Source organism: Providencia sp. PROV076, assembly GCF_028483405.1.
Classification (GTDB): domain Bacteria; phylum Pseudomonadota; class Gammaproteobacteria; order Enterobacterales; family Enterobacteriaceae; genus Providencia; species Providencia huaxiensis.
This window is the reverse complement of record NZ_JAMPRR010000016.1, coordinates 132,575-145,914: the sequence shown is the minus strand read 5'-3', so window position 1 is coordinate 145,914 and position 13,340 is coordinate 132,575. Positions and strand designations below refer to the sequence as shown.

The window sequence follows — 13,340 nt, the reverse complement described above, 5'->3', positions numbered from 1 at the left end:
AAAATTGAGCTGATTAAAATATCATCCATATCAATATAAATATTGAACTGTACTGTAATGGAAGTACGATTCAGTCGATTTTATTTCTCAGTAATATGTTGATAATTATGGTTATTATTTTGGTTTTTAGAATGATTCTTTGCGTGATTAATTAGTTTGGGAGTTGGAAGAGATAGTGCTATATATTAATTAATTTGAATTTTTTTCATGCTTATATTTGCCACTTTTTTCGCAACGAAAAAAATAATTAAAATAGGTAACAAAATATTTGTTAACTGATTGTTTTAATAATTTTATTGATAACTTCAAAAAGATTTTAATGCTGAATATAAAAATAAACAGAAACTTTGATCTAGCTCAGTTTTTATCATGGGAAATGAACTGGCATTAATTAATGCCAGTATTTGGATATAGGTTGTTATGGCTGAAACCAACCTTTACGAATAAGAGGGGCACAAATGAAACTATATAGCTGAGTAATAGGTGATTGAATTTTATTCGCACCAATAGACCAGAGAATTTGAGCCAAACCGCATGCGACAATCGCAAGTATAAAGGCGCCTGCCATATCTAAAGGCCAGTGAACACCGAGGTAAATACGCGACCAAGCAATGACAATAGCGGGGATCATCATGACAAGCCCTACCCAGGTCCTTAGCCAGAAAAGAAACGCGAAAGCGAATGTAAAGACAATCGTGCCATGGTTGCTCGGGAATGAAGGCGTGGCTTTATGTTCAGAGAAATTGGTGCCAATTCCCATGACAAATGGGCGGTCATGCGGCGCGAAATAGCCTACTAACCACGAAATTGCTAAACCAATGACAATAGCAATGGCCGCTTTGCAGGCAAAGGCACGTTGGCGAGTCATATTTGGCTGGGCGCCCCAAAACCAACAAGCAACAGTAAATAGTGGAAATAACAGAATTAAGCGTTTTGCAATCACGTTAGCTACAGCAATGGTTCCACTTGCAGTTTCTGGAGTAGCATTGATCAAATTGAATAGATCAAGGTTAAGTTGTTCCAGCACAGTTCAGTACCTCGGACAGATAGTTAGTAAGACAGAATAGGTATTAAAGGGAGATTAAAGTTTCTTAATGAGCAGGTAAAGTCCCTTTGTCTTATTATTGAAAGCTTTGTGCGACAAATTTACTTGCGGTTTAACTATTACTCAATAATTATTTAGTGCAGTAACAGACTTAGATAAGTAAAAGGGAGAAGAAGTGATGTGGTGGCAAAAAGAGATACAACTTAGCGCAAAAGTAAGAGGGTTTCATTTAGTGACAGAAGAAATTCTCAAGCAGCTTCCTGAACTTAGCTTAATTAAGGTTGGTTTAGCCAATATTTTTATTCAACATACATCGGCATCTTTAACGATCAATGAAAATGCGGATTACACTGTCAGAGAAGACTTCGAGAGTTTTTTTAATCAGGCTGTTCCTGAAAATGAGCCTTATTATAAGCATGATTATGAAGGAAGTGATGATATGCCTGCGCACCTAAAAAGCAGTTTATTGGGTGCAAGTTTAACGATTCCGATTACGAAAGGGCGTTTAAATTTGGGAACGTGGCAGGGGATTTATTTATGTGAACATAGAAATCATGGTGGAAAGCGTAGGTTAATCATTACATTGCAAGGCGAACCCAGCCGTTAGAAACAAAAAACCCGATAGCATGAAAACAAACAGTTGGCTATCGGGCTCCTCAATATGGGGACATCAAAGAAAAGCAGTGGCACTAATTAAGACCCCGTCTAAAAAAGAAAGTTCTCACTTAGATGAAAAAAAGTGCAATATTTTTATTAAATTTGGCTTAAATAGCACAAAAAGAACAAGCAAAGTGTTAACACCTATAAATAAGTGAACAACTTTGCTTGTTGGGATGAAAAACGGATGTGACTAATTACTTGTATAGATTCAAATTTTCTTTAGCGTAAGCTTCGAAATCTGTGCACCCACCGATGTGTTGCTCATCAATGAATATTTGTGGAACGGTTTCAACAGGTTTACCGACAGTTTTAGATAAATCTTCTTTAGAAATACCTTCAGCTTGAATATCAACATAGCGGTAGTCAAAATCTTCACGCTCATTTTTCAGTTTTTCAGCGAGTTCTTTTGCACGAACACAGTATGGGCAGCTAGGACGACCAAAAATAACAGTATACATAGTATCTCCTTTTTATCTTGAGCTCAGATTCTAATTGCAATGCTCAATACTATGCCTATATAACTTATGAAATAAAAGTCGAATTTTCCTGTTATACCTATAGGTATGGCATATAATTCACAGTTTGAGAAAGAGACACAATAATGAGAGGAGAAAAAGAATGAGTCATAAACCTCAATCTAAAGGGACAATGCGTTCATTGGCTGATATGCCAAAGCCCATTATCGTGTTAGAAGGTGTGGGGATCATTCTGCTTATTATTGTTTTGTTAGCACTAAATGACTACATCACACTGCCAGAGCCTTTAATGCAGTCAGGGGTGATCGTGAGCATGATTATGGTCGGTATTGGTTGTTTGGTGCCTGCAATGATCAACATTGTCTGGCGAGCAATTCATGGTCTGAGTTTTTTGGGTATTGATCATAAACAGCCAGAAAAGAGCGCATCTAAAAAGTCAGACTCTGCAGATAATAAACCTGATGAATAAGTAGATTAAGCGCAGTTTTACTGGTGTTTCGCCCTACAATATGTGAGAATTATTCGTTTTTTTCGTTAGGGGGAAATGTGCCAAAACCCTAACAAATCGATATTGCACGACTATTTTGAGTTGAAGAAGGTTATTGCCCATGGATTCTATTTGTTACCCTGACATCACTAAGCTACGTGAATGGCTAGACCAACTCAAAACCTCTTATTTCGAGTGTGATTCCTGCTCTGCATTACATTTACCTCATATGCAAAATATCGACGGTATTTTTGATGCGAAGCTCGATATTTTAAATAATGTTTTGGTGTTATCTGCATTAGCTGAGCTTAAACCGACAGCGATTGTGACGTTAGTGGCGAATATCAGCCAAATCAATGCCAGCTCATTAACAGCGAAAGTTTTCCTTGAAATAAACAATGAAAACTTGCCTAAATTGATTGTTAGCCAATCATTTTCATTAGAAGCAGGGATGACGTATCGTCAATTCGGCCATTTTTTACAGCAAGCAGAAGACCAAATTTCAGCCATTGTATTTGAAATCTTTAGCAATAATTTGCTGTATGCGAGTCAGGATGATTTCAGCGAAGATGATGACAATGTTGATGAAGACTCTGAGCATTCCCTTGACGACAAACCTTCGATAATTATCCACTAAGTCTCTGTTATGCACTGTGAAAAATATGCCGCAGGGCAGTGCCATTCATGCCAATGGTTGACATTAACGCCTGAACAGCAAGTTATTGAAAAACAGAGCCAACTACAGGCTCTTTTGCCAGCTATTGATATCTCTCTATTTCAGCCTCCAGCCACAGGGCCACTGATGGCTTTTCGCAATAAAGCCAAAATGGTGGTTAGTGGTAGTGTTGAAAAACCTGTTTTAGGTATTATCGGCCATGATGGACAGGGCGTTGACCTGACTGACTGTCCTTTATACCCAGCTGAGTTTTCTGACGTATTCGCATCTTTAATTCCTTTTATCGCTAGGGCTGGCCTGACGCCTTATAACATTGAGCGCAAACGCGGTGAATTAAAATACCTATTATTAACCCAAAGTCATCACTCTGGAAAATTCATGCTACGGTTTGTTTTGCGCTCAGAGAAAAAAATTGAGCAATTAAGAAATGCTCTCCCGTGGCTACAAGCACAGTTGCCACAACTTGAGGTGATTACTGCCAATATTCAGCCAGTGCATATGGCGATACTGGAAGGTGAGCAGGAAATTTTTCTGACGAAAGCGCAAACACTACGTGAAGAGTTCAATCAAGTGCCGTTGTTTATTCGCCCACAAAGCTTTTTCCAAACTAACCCTGTTGTGGCTGCAAAATTATACCAAACGGCTAGGGAGTGGGTTAGAGCGTTAGATATACATAGCTTGTGGGATCTGTTCTGTGGTGTGGGTGGGTTTGGTTTGCATTGTGCAGAAAAAACAACCTATTTAACGGGGATAGAAATCAGTGCTCCAGCGATTGCGAGCGCACAGCAATCAGCGAATGAACTTGGATTAAAGCATGTTGAGTTTAAAGCCCTCGATTCAACGCGTTTTGCTACAGCGAATCAAGATATCCCGCAGCTTATTTTAGTCAATCCACCACGTCGAGGGATTGGTAAAGAATTATGCGATTACCTTACTCATATGCAGCCTGAATATATCCTGTATTCTAGCTGTAACGCGCAAACCATGGCGCAAGATTTACAGTTGTTAACGGGGTATCACGTATGTAAGGTGCAGTTGTTTGATTTGTTCCCTCATACGTCTCATTATGAGGTATTGACCTTATTACAACGGGTAACTAATTAGTCAATTGTATAAAAAAGCTTGGTATTAATACCAAGCTTTCTATTTTTTAAGCCATCTAAGTTGAGATAAAGTTAGCCTCTGTGCTCAAATTCCAATGCTTTGCGTTCAATTAAACGCATTAAAATAGTTAAGATTGCATTGACCACTAAATAAATAATACCCGCAGCAACAAATGCCATGACATCCCATGTTTGACCAAAGATAAGCTGGCTGTATCCCATGACATCTAGCATGGTAATGGTACTGGCCAGTGAGGTACTTTTGAAAATTAATACCACTTCGTTGGAATAGGACGATAACGAGCGTTTGAAGGCATAAGGCAAAATAATTCGCATGGTTTGCATTTTACTCATCCCAAGGGCTTGGCAAGACTGCCATTGACCTGAGGGAATGGCTTTAACTGCGCCGTGGAATAATAAAGTGGAATAAGCTGCACTATTTAAAGCTAAGGCTACCATTGCACAGACCCAGGGTGTGGAAATAACCTCCCACAGCATAGGATAATCTTGCAAAGATTTAAATTGGCTTGGGCCGTTATAAATTAAGAAAAATTGTACCAATAACGGCGTACCAGTAAACAGTGTAATGTAGACCTTCACTGCTTGAGAGATCACTGGCGTTTTTAGCGACAAAATTAGGGTGAATAATATGGCTAACAGAAAAGCCACAATGAGTGCGCTAAACGTCAGAGACAAACTGGTTGGAAGTCCCGGTAATATTTTTAATATTAAATCTATCATTTCGATTCACCTCGCTCAAAGCGGGTGGTACGTAGCTCAATACGCTTTAGGACTAGCTGGCTGACTAACGTAATTGCAAGGTAAATCAAACCGACAATGGCATACCAAGTAAACGGTTCCTGAGTACGGTTAACGATGGTTTTAGTTTGTAACATCAAATCATTGACGCTGATGAGTGAAACTAATGCGGTGTCTTTCAATAATACCAGCCATTGGTTACCTAGCCCTGGAAGGGCATGGCGCCACATCTGTGGCATGATAAACCGAAAGAAGATCGTGCGCTTTGTTAAACCTAATGCAAAACCTGCTTCCCACTGACCATAAGGGACGGCTTTCAATGCGCCCCTAAGCGTTTGAGATGCATAGGATGCATATAATAAGGCTAGCGCAATAACGCCACAAACAAATGGGGTATAGTCAAATTCGCCGCTATTAGCAAAGAAAATACTTGGGTCGATTTGGATGGTGGTTTGCCAAAAACCGAGGTTCAGTTCAAAACCATCACCGAGTAGATTGATGAATTGCAATGTACCGAAGTAGACAAATAAAACCACTAACAATTCAGGTAAACCGCGGATCAAAGTGACCCAGCAGATCCCTAAAAAGGCAATTGGTTTAAAGCGGACAGACTCCCATGCAGTAAACAGCATGGCCAGAACCAAACCCAAAATCAGCGCAGAAACAGCAAGGCCGACGGTGATACCGGCGGCACTTGTTAAAAATAGAAAGTTGCTCATTAATTATATCGATTACTGTTGAAACCATTTTTTGTGGATAGCATCATAAGTGCCGTCTGCTTTAACTTCTGCTAAGGCTTTATTCATTTTATCCAGCAGCTCTTTATTTCCCTTACGAACGGCAATACCTAAACCAATACCGAAGTATTGTGGATCAGTGACTTTCTCGCCAACTGCACCTAAGTTTTCATTACCTTTCCCTTTTAACCACTCGTCAGCGACTGCGGTATCACCGAAAACGGCATCGATACGGCCATTTTGTAAGTCTAAAATAGCAGATTGGTAGTTATCATAAGGAACGGTTGTCATCCCTTTATGTTGTTCCATGATGTATTTTTGGTGAGTGGTTCCGTTTTGTACGCCAATTTTTTTATCTTTTAATTGGTTTATTGAGCTGATTTTTTCTTTAACGGCAATAAATTCCGCTGAGTTAGGGTAGTAAGTCTCAGTGAAATCTACTTGCTGTTGGCGCTCAGGGGTAATATCGATACCTGCCATTAATGCTTCAAAGCGACGGAATTTTAAGCTAGGAATTAAGCTGTCGAAAGATTGGTGAGTAAATGTACAGGTTGCATTCATTTTTTCACACATTGCATTGGCTAAATCAACGTCAAAGCCAACGATTTGGTTATTCTTATCGAACATTTCAAAAGGCGCGTAAGTCGCTTCTGTTGCAAAACGAATAGTTTCTTTTTCCGCAGCAGTTGCAGATAGGGTTACAGCGCCCAGCAGTGCAGCTAATATAATTTTTTTCATTGCTTAATCCTATATCTATTAGTGTGACAGATAATTTGCAAATGCTTCTGTTTGAGGTGCAGTGAAATGGCTTGCATCCCCTTGTTCTACTATATGGCCGTTTTCCATATACACGACACGGCTAGCGGTTTTTCGCGCAATTTCCACTTCGTGAGTAACGATGACTTGTGTAATCCCAGTTGCAGATAGTTCACGTATGATATCAACAACTTGAGCGGTGATTTCTGGGTCAAGTGCAGCGGTTGGTTCATCAAATAATAAAACTTTTGGTTCCATCATTAGCGCTCTTGCAATCGCAACACGCTGTTGCTGCCCACCTGATAAGTGTAATGGGTAGCGGTCAGCAAATTGCGACAACCGTAAGCGTTCTAATAGTTTAGAGGCTTTTGCTTGCGCTTCTTGTTTTGACAATTTTAATACGCGACAAGGTGCTTCAATTAAGTTGTCCATGACACTCAAATGAGGCCATAGATTATATTGTTGAAATACCATCCCCACATTTTGACGCAGCTCACGGATCGCTTTCGCATCTGGAGCGGAAGAAAAGTCAAATTGCTGACCCACAATGTTTAAGTGGCCTGAACGTGGCATTTCTAATAAATTGAGGACACGTAACAACGAGCTTTTACCTGCTCCGCTTGGCCCGAGTAATACCATAGTCTCACCAGCAGAACACTCTAGATTGATATCAAAGAGTGCCTGATGGGAACCATAGAAACAGTTGATGTTTTTTAATTGAATGCTCATGTGTACCAATAATATCTTTTTTCACTACCTGCGATATTAATCCTATGAGCATATTTATGCAATAATTTCTGCATAAAAATTTGGTTTTTACGCTAAAATTAGTCTGATTTAACGGTCAGTTGCTCTGCTTGCTGTTCTTTAGCGAGTTGTTTATCTCGTTCAAAAGCCAGTTCACTGATGCGTTTTGCCATGCCTTTAAAAATAAATAAATGGGCAGGCATCATGGCAAACCAATAGAGTAGGCCGCAAAAGCCAGCTGGATGCCACCATGCCCGAACATCGATTGAACGGCGGTTCCCGCTATCATGAATAGTAAAAGTTAAGCGGCCAAGCCCTGGGGCTTTCATACCAAATAACAAGCTAAGTTGTTTATTTGGTTCAAGATTAATCACGCGCCAGCCATCAATTTCATCACCGAGTTGGAGCTCTTCACGGTCGGGGCGGCCGTACTTCACTTTATTCAGCATCATGTCATCCATGATGGCACGGGTTTTCCACAGACCATTGGCATAGAAATAGCCGTTTTTTCCACCGATTTGTTGCACCGTATACCAGAGCGATTCTGAACTGGCTGTTGTTCCAAGGGTTGCTCCCGCTTGTTTTGGGTAATAGCCATAACCGGGGCGCCAGCGTTTTCTGACTTCTGGGTCATACCCCCAATCTGCGTTATCAACGGCATCGGCTTCTTCTGCTAAAGTCGTTCTAACGGCATCATCAAAAGAGATTAAGGTTTGTGGGATCAGCTCTCGTAACGCTTTATCATCTGCCGGGAGGTCGTGCTGCAAGCCTTGGATTAGCTCCTTAGCAATTGATGGGGGTACGGAGGTGATCAAGCTGATGAAATGCACCGAGATCATACTAATCGGGATCGGGATAGGAATAAGTAAACGACGTTTACCACTGACCTTAATAAAGCGCTTAAATAGCTCTTGATAGCTAATAAACTCAGGGCCGCCCGCATCGAAAATTCGGTTCTCGGTTGTTGGTATTTTCGCCAATTGCGTTAAATAATATAAAATATTCGACAGGGCGATGGGTGATGATTTAGAACGAACCCAACGTGGCGGGGTTAAAATGGCTAAGTTGTAGACCATATCGCGCATAATTTCGAATGCGGCAGAACCAGATCCAACGATAATAGATGAGCGGATTTCGGTAACTGGGATTTGGCTTTCACGTAAAATATCGCCAGTTAAACGTCGTGCAATTAAATGTGGTGAATAGGTATGCCCATGCTGTAATGCACTAAGATAAATAACATGTTTAACGCTTGAACCTTCAAGGACTTGTTGCACGTTACGAGCGGCGGTGCGTTCACGCTCGACCAAATTGGCTTGGTCGGCCATGCTATGAACGAGGAAATAAACAATATCAATGTCTTGCATGACATCTTTTAATGTTTCAGGGGCATGGAGATCCACATAAATGCATTGGGTATCTTGCCAGCCTTGGGATAACATCCAATCAACACGGCGTGCGCCTGCTGTTACGTCATATCCTTGTTCAATAAGTTTAGGGATCAGATTTTGACCAATATAACCACTAGCGCCCAACACTAAAACACGTTGTTTATCTGTCATGTTAATTTCCTGTTTCACGCAAATTAACGGCTATTGTGACTGAAATTTTACCTATGTAAAGAAGGCCATGAGAATTGGCGTAATAAGACTAAGTACGAAGCCATGAACAATGGCCGCAGGGACAATTGAAACCCCACCGCTGCGTTGTAAAACAGGCAGTGTAAAATCCATTGACGTTGAACCACAAATGCCAAGAGCGGTTGAACGGTAACGATTAATAATAATTGGAATGAGCATGATTGCAGCAAGTTCCCTTGCTAAGTCATTGAAAAAAGCGGCGCTCCCCATGACTGGGCCATAAGCATCGGTGATGACAATTCCTGTTAATGAGTACCAGCCAAAGCCTGAGGCGACTGCTAACCCCATTTTAACTGGAAGACCGAGTAATAACGCGGCTAACGCACCGCCCGCGAGCGCACTGACCCCCATGACAAATGCAATGGTTGTTCCACGTCGATTGATTAAGATCTGTTTAATACTCATTCCACTATTGCGTAATTGAATGCCAACAAGTAGCAACAGCAGCATTAATGCAACCTGACTGCCTTTATCGGCATAGTGTAAGAAATTAAAACCCGTTAACCCGACGACAAAACCCAACAGTAACACCCCACAAAGTTGCAGAGACTCTAAAACCATTTTGACCCTAGATGGCGGCTTTTCTTGTTTGTGTTGTGGGATTTTCCAAGGGTCCAATTTATCAAGTAATAACAAAGAGATAACATTTAATGAAAATATACAGCCAAAAAAGGTAATGGCATAAATTAAAATAGAAATTAAGTGAATACTTAAGTTTTCAAGCAGTGCGAGAGTTATTCCCATTAGAAATAAAATAACATATACCATCGAGTTAAGTGATTGGTGTACTCGATGGAGAATTTGTTTATTTCTAATAGTAATAAGGTAACCAAGTGTTAATGGTAGCAGTATAATCAAAAGTCCTGAATACATGGCCGGATCCTTAAAGGTTAACCCATAGACTAGGTAACTATAAACAAAGAGTTATGCTTATCTTTTTTATTTAGGTTATCGAAGCATAAACCTGATATAGCGCCGAGTAAGAAAAGAATTTTTTGTGATAAAATTTTTTTATTGGCGTCTCAATGAAAAATAGGTCAAAAACACTAAAAATGAAAGTTTTCCTATTTTATAACACTGCCATTGGATGCTCAATATAGTTCTCTGTTTTGTTATGAATAATTTTTATTTAGCATATATTGTGATAGTAATGAATGTGGTTAATCGGTAAGCTTTGGTTATTATTCTTTTATATTTTCACTTGGCATAATCATTCAGTACGTAATGGTAACTGATGAAATTGAAGGGGGAATATAAATACTTCAAGGAGAGAGTAATATGTACCTGGAACGTGTGGAAATATACGGATTTAGAGGGATTAACCGGCTTTCTTTAGAACTAAATAATAGTACGGTTTTAGTCGGTGAGAATTCCTGGGGGAAATCGAGTTTACTTGACGCACTTGATCTTCTTCTTTCCCCTGAACATACAAATTACCAATTCAGTCTTCATGATTTTCACCACCCAGCAGGGAATGATGAATCGCGTTACCGCTCATTACAGATCGTTCTAAAATTTGGTGAGCGTCGAAAAGGGCGTCATCAATCATATCGTTTTCATAATCTTAGCTCTGTTTGGGTCGATAACGGAGATGGGCTTAAACATATTTTCTATCGTGTTAGTGCAGAGCTTAAAGATGATGGCACAATCGCCGTCGATAAAAACTTTTTAAACGCAGGCGGCAATAAGCTTTCTTTGGATAATGTAGGTAAATATATCAAAGAAATTATTCGGTTATATCCGGTTATTCGCCTACGAGATGCTCGATTCTTACACTCGCTTAACCCGGAAACGATTGTTTCAGGGCAAAAAGAGGTACGTGACTTATTTAATGCCCGTATTAAGGAACTAACCAGTGCATTGGTCAACAACCCTGAACGCTTAAGTGATGAAGACCTTGGTGATGGAATTGATGCGATGCAACAATTGCTTAGCCATTACTTTTCAGGGCAAAGTTCCCATATTATTCGTTCAGATAATTCAATTGTTAAAATAGAGCCACGTAAGCGCGGCTGGAAAGCGCTTGATAATATTAGTCGCTTAATTGCTAAACCAAACCAACGCAATATTCGATTAATTATTCTAGGAATGTTTTCTTCGTTATTACAATCAAAAGGTAATATTCACTTAGATAAGCATGCTCGGCCATTGATTATTGTTGAAGATCCAGAAACGCGTTTGCATCCGATTATGCTCTCCATCGCATGGGGCTTATTTAGTTTATTTTCTCTGCAGCGGATTACCACAACGAACTCAGGAGAGCTGCTTTCATTAGCACCTCTGGAAGACTTGTGCCGTCTGGTTCGCAATACCAATAAAGTTTCAGCTTATCGTTTGAATGAAAATGATTTAAGTGCTGAAGAGTTACGTAAAATTTCTTTCCATATTCGCTTTAATCGTCCGTCAGCCTTGTTCGCTCGCTGTTGGTTATTAGTTGAAGGGGAAACTGAAATTTGGCTGATGAATGAATTCTCGCGCCAGTGTAACTATTACTTTGAAACAGAAGGAATAAAAGTTATTGCATTTGCGCAAAGTGGTTTGAAACCACTGCTAAAGTTTGCCAATAAAATGGGAATTGAATGGCATGTTTTAACTGATGGTGATGAGGCTGGGCGTAAATATGCGGCAACTGCGACGCATTATGCTAACAAAATTGATTCCTCAAATAGGGATAGGCTAACGATGCTGCCAGCACCAGATATGGAACATTTCCTATATCGAGAAGGGTTTAGAAGCCTTTATCATGAAATTGCTGATATTCCAGATAATGCAAAGGTTTCAACTAGGCGGGTGATTATTAAGGCAATTTCTCGTACATCGAAACCGGATTTAGCGCTAGCCACTGTTAATAGAGCCGCAGAATTAGGGCCAGATAGTATCCCGCTGCAATTGAAAATTATGTTTTCTCGTGTGGCATGGTTGGCAAGAGGTAAAGCAAACTAATAGAGATATTGATAAATTTTACTCGTTGTTGATTGAGTATTGAAGAATGGCTATCTCATGTTGAATCAATTGATAACTTAAGTGATATATAATTTGATGATTGTTTTTTAGCTGGCAATAAATTGGGGATCCACCTCCTTTAACAAGTTGTCAGCAATTTTAGAGGGCAACGCCCTCTTTTTGTTCATAGGAAGCAAGAAAACATGAAGGCAAAGCCTAAAAAAAAGTGGCCGATTTACTTGGTAATCATTATGTTAGCCCTAGTCACCGCAGGGTTTCTTTTAAATCGTGAAAAAGAAGCGGTTTTCCAAACCGTAGATGTCATACGAGGCGATTTAGATAAACAAGTACTGGCAACGGGAAAACTCGATGCTGTACGTAAAGTCGATGTTGGGGCTCAGGTGAGTGGGCAGTTACAAACACTGTATGTTAAAGAGGGCGATTATGTTAAAAAAGGCGACTTATTAGCGGTTATTGACCCCAAAAAAGCCCAAAATGATGTTATTGAGTCAGAAGCAACAACACGTGAACTCGAAGCCAATTTATCATTAGCTCAAGCGGAGCTTCGCCTTGCTCAAGTGACTTATCAACGTCATTTAAGCCTAGCGAAACAGCAAGCAGTTTCTCAACAAGAACTTGATAAAGCTAGAACAGATGTGGAAGTAAAAAAAGCGCAAGTCGCCACTTATCAAGCTCAAATTAAGCGTAACCAAGCCACCCTTGATTCGGCAAAAACAAATCTAAAATATACGCAAATTACGGCTCCAATGGATGGCATCGTCACCTTTATTAAAACATTACAGGGGCAGACGGTTATTGCGGCTCAGGAAGCACCAACGATTTTAACGCTTGCGGATTTGGACACGATGCTAGTCAAAGCCGAAGTTTCTGAAGCCGATGTGATTTATTTACAACCGGGTCAAGATGCCTCTTTTACTGTTTTAGGGGCTCCAGATAAAAAATTTGCGGGGCAATTAAAAGATATTTTACCGACACCTGAAAAAATCAATGATGCCATTTTTTATTATGCGCGTTTTGAGGTACCCAACCCGCAACATTTATTGAAATTACAAATGACGGCTCAGGTCACTATTGAATTAGAGTCACGTAAAAATGTGCTGTTACTACCGCTATCTGCATTAGGCAATGAGATCTCACCACAAACCTATGAAGTGGATATCCTTCAAGGCAATAAAGTCGAGAAAAAACAAGTTGAAATTGGTGGCCGAAACGATGTGTATGTGGAAATTATCAAGGGCCTAAATGAAGGTGACAAAGTGGTCATTGGGCACAGCGAGACGGAATACTAAC

14 protein-coding genes are annotated in these 13,340 nt (G+C 40.1%); 6 read left to right on the top strand and 8 right to left on the bottom strand.

Annotated features, from left to right (window positions below; genetic code table 11):
- Nucleotides 1-418: 418 nt before the first annotated feature.
- Nucleotides 419-1,027, bottom strand: a complete 609-nt coding sequence (gene ybjG / locus PSF67_RS10735) for an undecaprenyl-diphosphate phosphatase (protein WP_102138426.1) — start codon at nucleotides 1,025-1,027, stop codon at nucleotides 419-421.
- A 196-nt stretch (nucleotides 1,028-1,223) separates the two neighbouring features.
- Here ybjG and PSF67_RS10730 point away from each other — a divergent pair, with 196 nt between their 5' ends.
- On the top strand, nucleotides 1,224-1,652 hold the full coding sequence (locus tag PSF67_RS10730; RefSeq protein WP_102138427.1) for a secondary thiamine-phosphate synthase enzyme YjbQ: 429 nt from the start codon (nucleotides 1,224-1,226) through the stop codon (nucleotides 1,650-1,652).
- 247 nt (nucleotides 1,653-1,899) lie between these two features.
- Here PSF67_RS10730 and PSF67_RS10725 read toward each other — a convergent pair whose 3' ends face one another.
- A complete protein-coding gene (locus PSF67_RS10725) occupies nucleotides 1,900-2,163 on the bottom strand; it encodes a GrxA family glutaredoxin (RefSeq protein WP_272676894.1) in 264 nt (87 codons plus the stop codon).
- Nucleotides 2,164-2,323: 160 nt separating this feature from the next.
- Here PSF67_RS10725 and PSF67_RS10720 point away from each other — a divergent pair, with 160 nt between their 5' ends.
- From PSF67_RS10720 to rlmC, 3 genes are all read left to right on the top strand, one after another.
- Nucleotides 2,324-2,650: a YbjC family protein gene (locus tag PSF67_RS10720; RefSeq protein WP_102138429.1), complete on the top strand. Its 327-nt coding sequence runs from the start codon at nucleotides 2,324-2,326 to the stop codon at nucleotides 2,648-2,650.
- 139 nt (nucleotides 2,651-2,789) lie between these two features.
- On the top strand, nucleotides 2,790-3,305 hold the full coding sequence (locus PSF67_RS10715) for a YbjN domain-containing protein (RefSeq protein ID WP_102138430.1): 516 nt from the start codon (nucleotides 2,790-2,792) through the stop codon (nucleotides 3,303-3,305).
- 9 nt (nucleotides 3,306-3,314) lie between these two features.
- Nucleotides 3,315-4,448, top strand: a complete 1,134-nt coding sequence (rlmC, locus tag PSF67_RS10710; RefSeq protein ID WP_272676893.1) for a 23S rRNA (uracil(747)-C(5))-methyltransferase RlmC — start codon at nucleotides 3,315-3,317, stop codon at nucleotides 4,446-4,448.
- Between the two features lie 71 nt (nucleotides 4,449-4,519).
- Here rlmC and artM read toward each other — a convergent pair whose 3' ends face one another.
- The 6 genes from artM to PSF67_RS10680 form a co-directional block, all read right to left on the bottom strand.
- Complete coding sequence (gene artM / locus PSF67_RS10705) at nucleotides 4,520-5,188, bottom strand: arginine ABC transporter permease ArtM (protein WP_102138433.1); 669 nt, start codon at nucleotides 5,186-5,188, stop codon at nucleotides 4,520-4,522.
- Nucleotides 5,185-5,925 carry an arginine ABC transporter permease ArtQ gene (gene artQ, locus PSF67_RS10700; RefSeq protein ID WP_272676892.1) on the bottom strand — a complete coding sequence of 247 codons (741 nt, stop codon included), beginning with the start codon at nucleotides 5,923-5,925 and terminating at the stop codon, nucleotides 5,185-5,187. The genes artM and artQ overlap by 4 nt, the downstream gene beginning before the upstream one ends.
- A 12-nt stretch (nucleotides 5,926-5,937) precedes the next feature.
- Nucleotides 5,938-6,681, bottom strand: coding sequence for an arginine ABC transporter substrate-binding protein (gene artJ, locus PSF67_RS10695; RefSeq protein ID WP_272676891.1), 744 nt, complete (start codon nucleotides 6,679-6,681; stop codon nucleotides 5,938-5,940).
- An 18-nt stretch (nucleotides 6,682-6,699) separates the two neighbouring features.
- Nucleotides 6,700-7,428 (bottom strand): arginine ABC transporter ATP-binding protein ArtP, encoded by a 729-nt coding sequence (gene artP, locus PSF67_RS10690; RefSeq protein WP_004256404.1) that lies wholly within the window; start codon nucleotides 7,426-7,428, stop codon nucleotides 6,700-6,702.
- A 98-nt stretch (nucleotides 7,429-7,526) separates the two neighbouring features.
- Complete coding sequence (locus PSF67_RS10685; RefSeq protein WP_272676890.1) at nucleotides 7,527-9,008, bottom strand: DUF2867 domain-containing protein; 1,482 nt, start codon at nucleotides 9,006-9,008, stop codon at nucleotides 7,527-7,529.
- A 51-nt stretch (nucleotides 9,009-9,059) separates the two neighbouring features.
- Complete coding sequence (locus PSF67_RS10680) at nucleotides 9,060-9,959, bottom strand: lysine exporter LysO family protein (protein ID WP_210843624.1); 900 nt, start codon at nucleotides 9,957-9,959, stop codon at nucleotides 9,060-9,062.
- Between the two features lie 405 nt (nucleotides 9,960-10,364).
- Between PSF67_RS10680 and PSF67_RS10675 the strand changes: the two genes are divergently transcribed.
- Together PSF67_RS10675 and macA are read left to right on the top strand one after the other, a co-directional pair.
- Nucleotides 10,365-12,029 carry an ATP-dependent nuclease gene (locus tag PSF67_RS10675; RefSeq protein ID WP_272676889.1) on the top strand — a complete coding sequence of 555 codons (1,665 nt, stop codon included), beginning with the start codon at nucleotides 10,365-10,367 and terminating at the stop codon, nucleotides 12,027-12,029.
- A 203-nt stretch (nucleotides 12,030-12,232) separates the two neighbouring features.
- Nucleotides 12,233-13,339, top strand: coding sequence for a macrolide transporter subunit MacA (gene macA / locus PSF67_RS10670; RefSeq protein ID WP_166266496.1), 1,107 nt, complete (start codon nucleotides 12,233-12,235; stop codon nucleotides 13,337-13,339).
- The last annotated feature ends 1 nt before the right edge of the window (nucleotide 13,340 follow it).

Excerpts from the sequence above, each read along its gene's own strand:
- macA (WP_166266496.1), top strand. The coding sequence starts at position 12,233 with ATGAAGGCAAAGCCTAAAAAAAAGTGGCCGATTTACTTGGTAATCATT.
- artJ (WP_272676891.1), bottom strand. The coding sequence starts at position 6,681 with ATGAAAAAAATTATATTAGCTGCACTGCTGGGCGCTGTAACCCTATCT.
- artQ (WP_272676892.1), bottom strand. The coding sequence starts at position 5,925 with ATGAGCAACTTTCTATTTTTAACAAGTGCCGCCGGTATCACCGTCGGC.
- PSF67_RS10720 (WP_102138429.1), top strand. The coding sequence starts at position 2,324 with ATGAGTCATAAACCTCAATCTAAAGGGACAATGCGTTCATTGGCTGAT.
- PSF67_RS10725 (WP_272676894.1), bottom strand. The coding sequence starts at position 2,163 with ATGTATACTGTTATTTTTGGTCGTCCTAGCTGCCCATACTGTGTTCGT.
- artM (WP_102138433.1), bottom strand. The coding sequence starts at position 5,188 with ATGATAGATTTAATATTAAAAATATTACCGGGACTTCCAACCAGTTTG.
- artP (WP_004256404.1), bottom strand. The coding sequence starts at position 7,428 with ATGAGCATTCAATTAAAAAACATCAACTGTTTCTATGGTTCCCATCAG.
- PSF67_RS10680 (WP_210843624.1), bottom strand. The coding sequence starts at position 9,959 with ATGTATTCAGGACTTTTGATTATACTGCTACCATTAACACTTGGTTAC.
- PSF67_RS10685 (WP_272676890.1), bottom strand. The coding sequence starts at position 9,008 with ATGACAGATAAACAACGTGTTTTAGTGTTGGGCGCTAGTGGTTATATT.
- PSF67_RS10675 (WP_272676889.1), top strand. The coding sequence starts at position 10,365 with ATGTACCTGGAACGTGTGGAAATATACGGATTTAGAGGGATTAACCGG.
- PSF67_RS10715 (WP_102138430.1), top strand. The coding sequence starts at position 2,790 with ATGGATTCTATTTGTTACCCTGACATCACTAAGCTACGTGAATGGCTA.
- PSF67_RS10730 (WP_102138427.1), top strand. The coding sequence starts at position 1,224 with ATGTGGTGGCAAAAAGAGATACAACTTAGCGCAAAAGTAAGAGGGTTT.
- rlmC (WP_272676893.1), top strand. The coding sequence starts at position 3,315 with ATGCACTGTGAAAAATATGCCGCAGGGCAGTGCCATTCATGCCAATGG.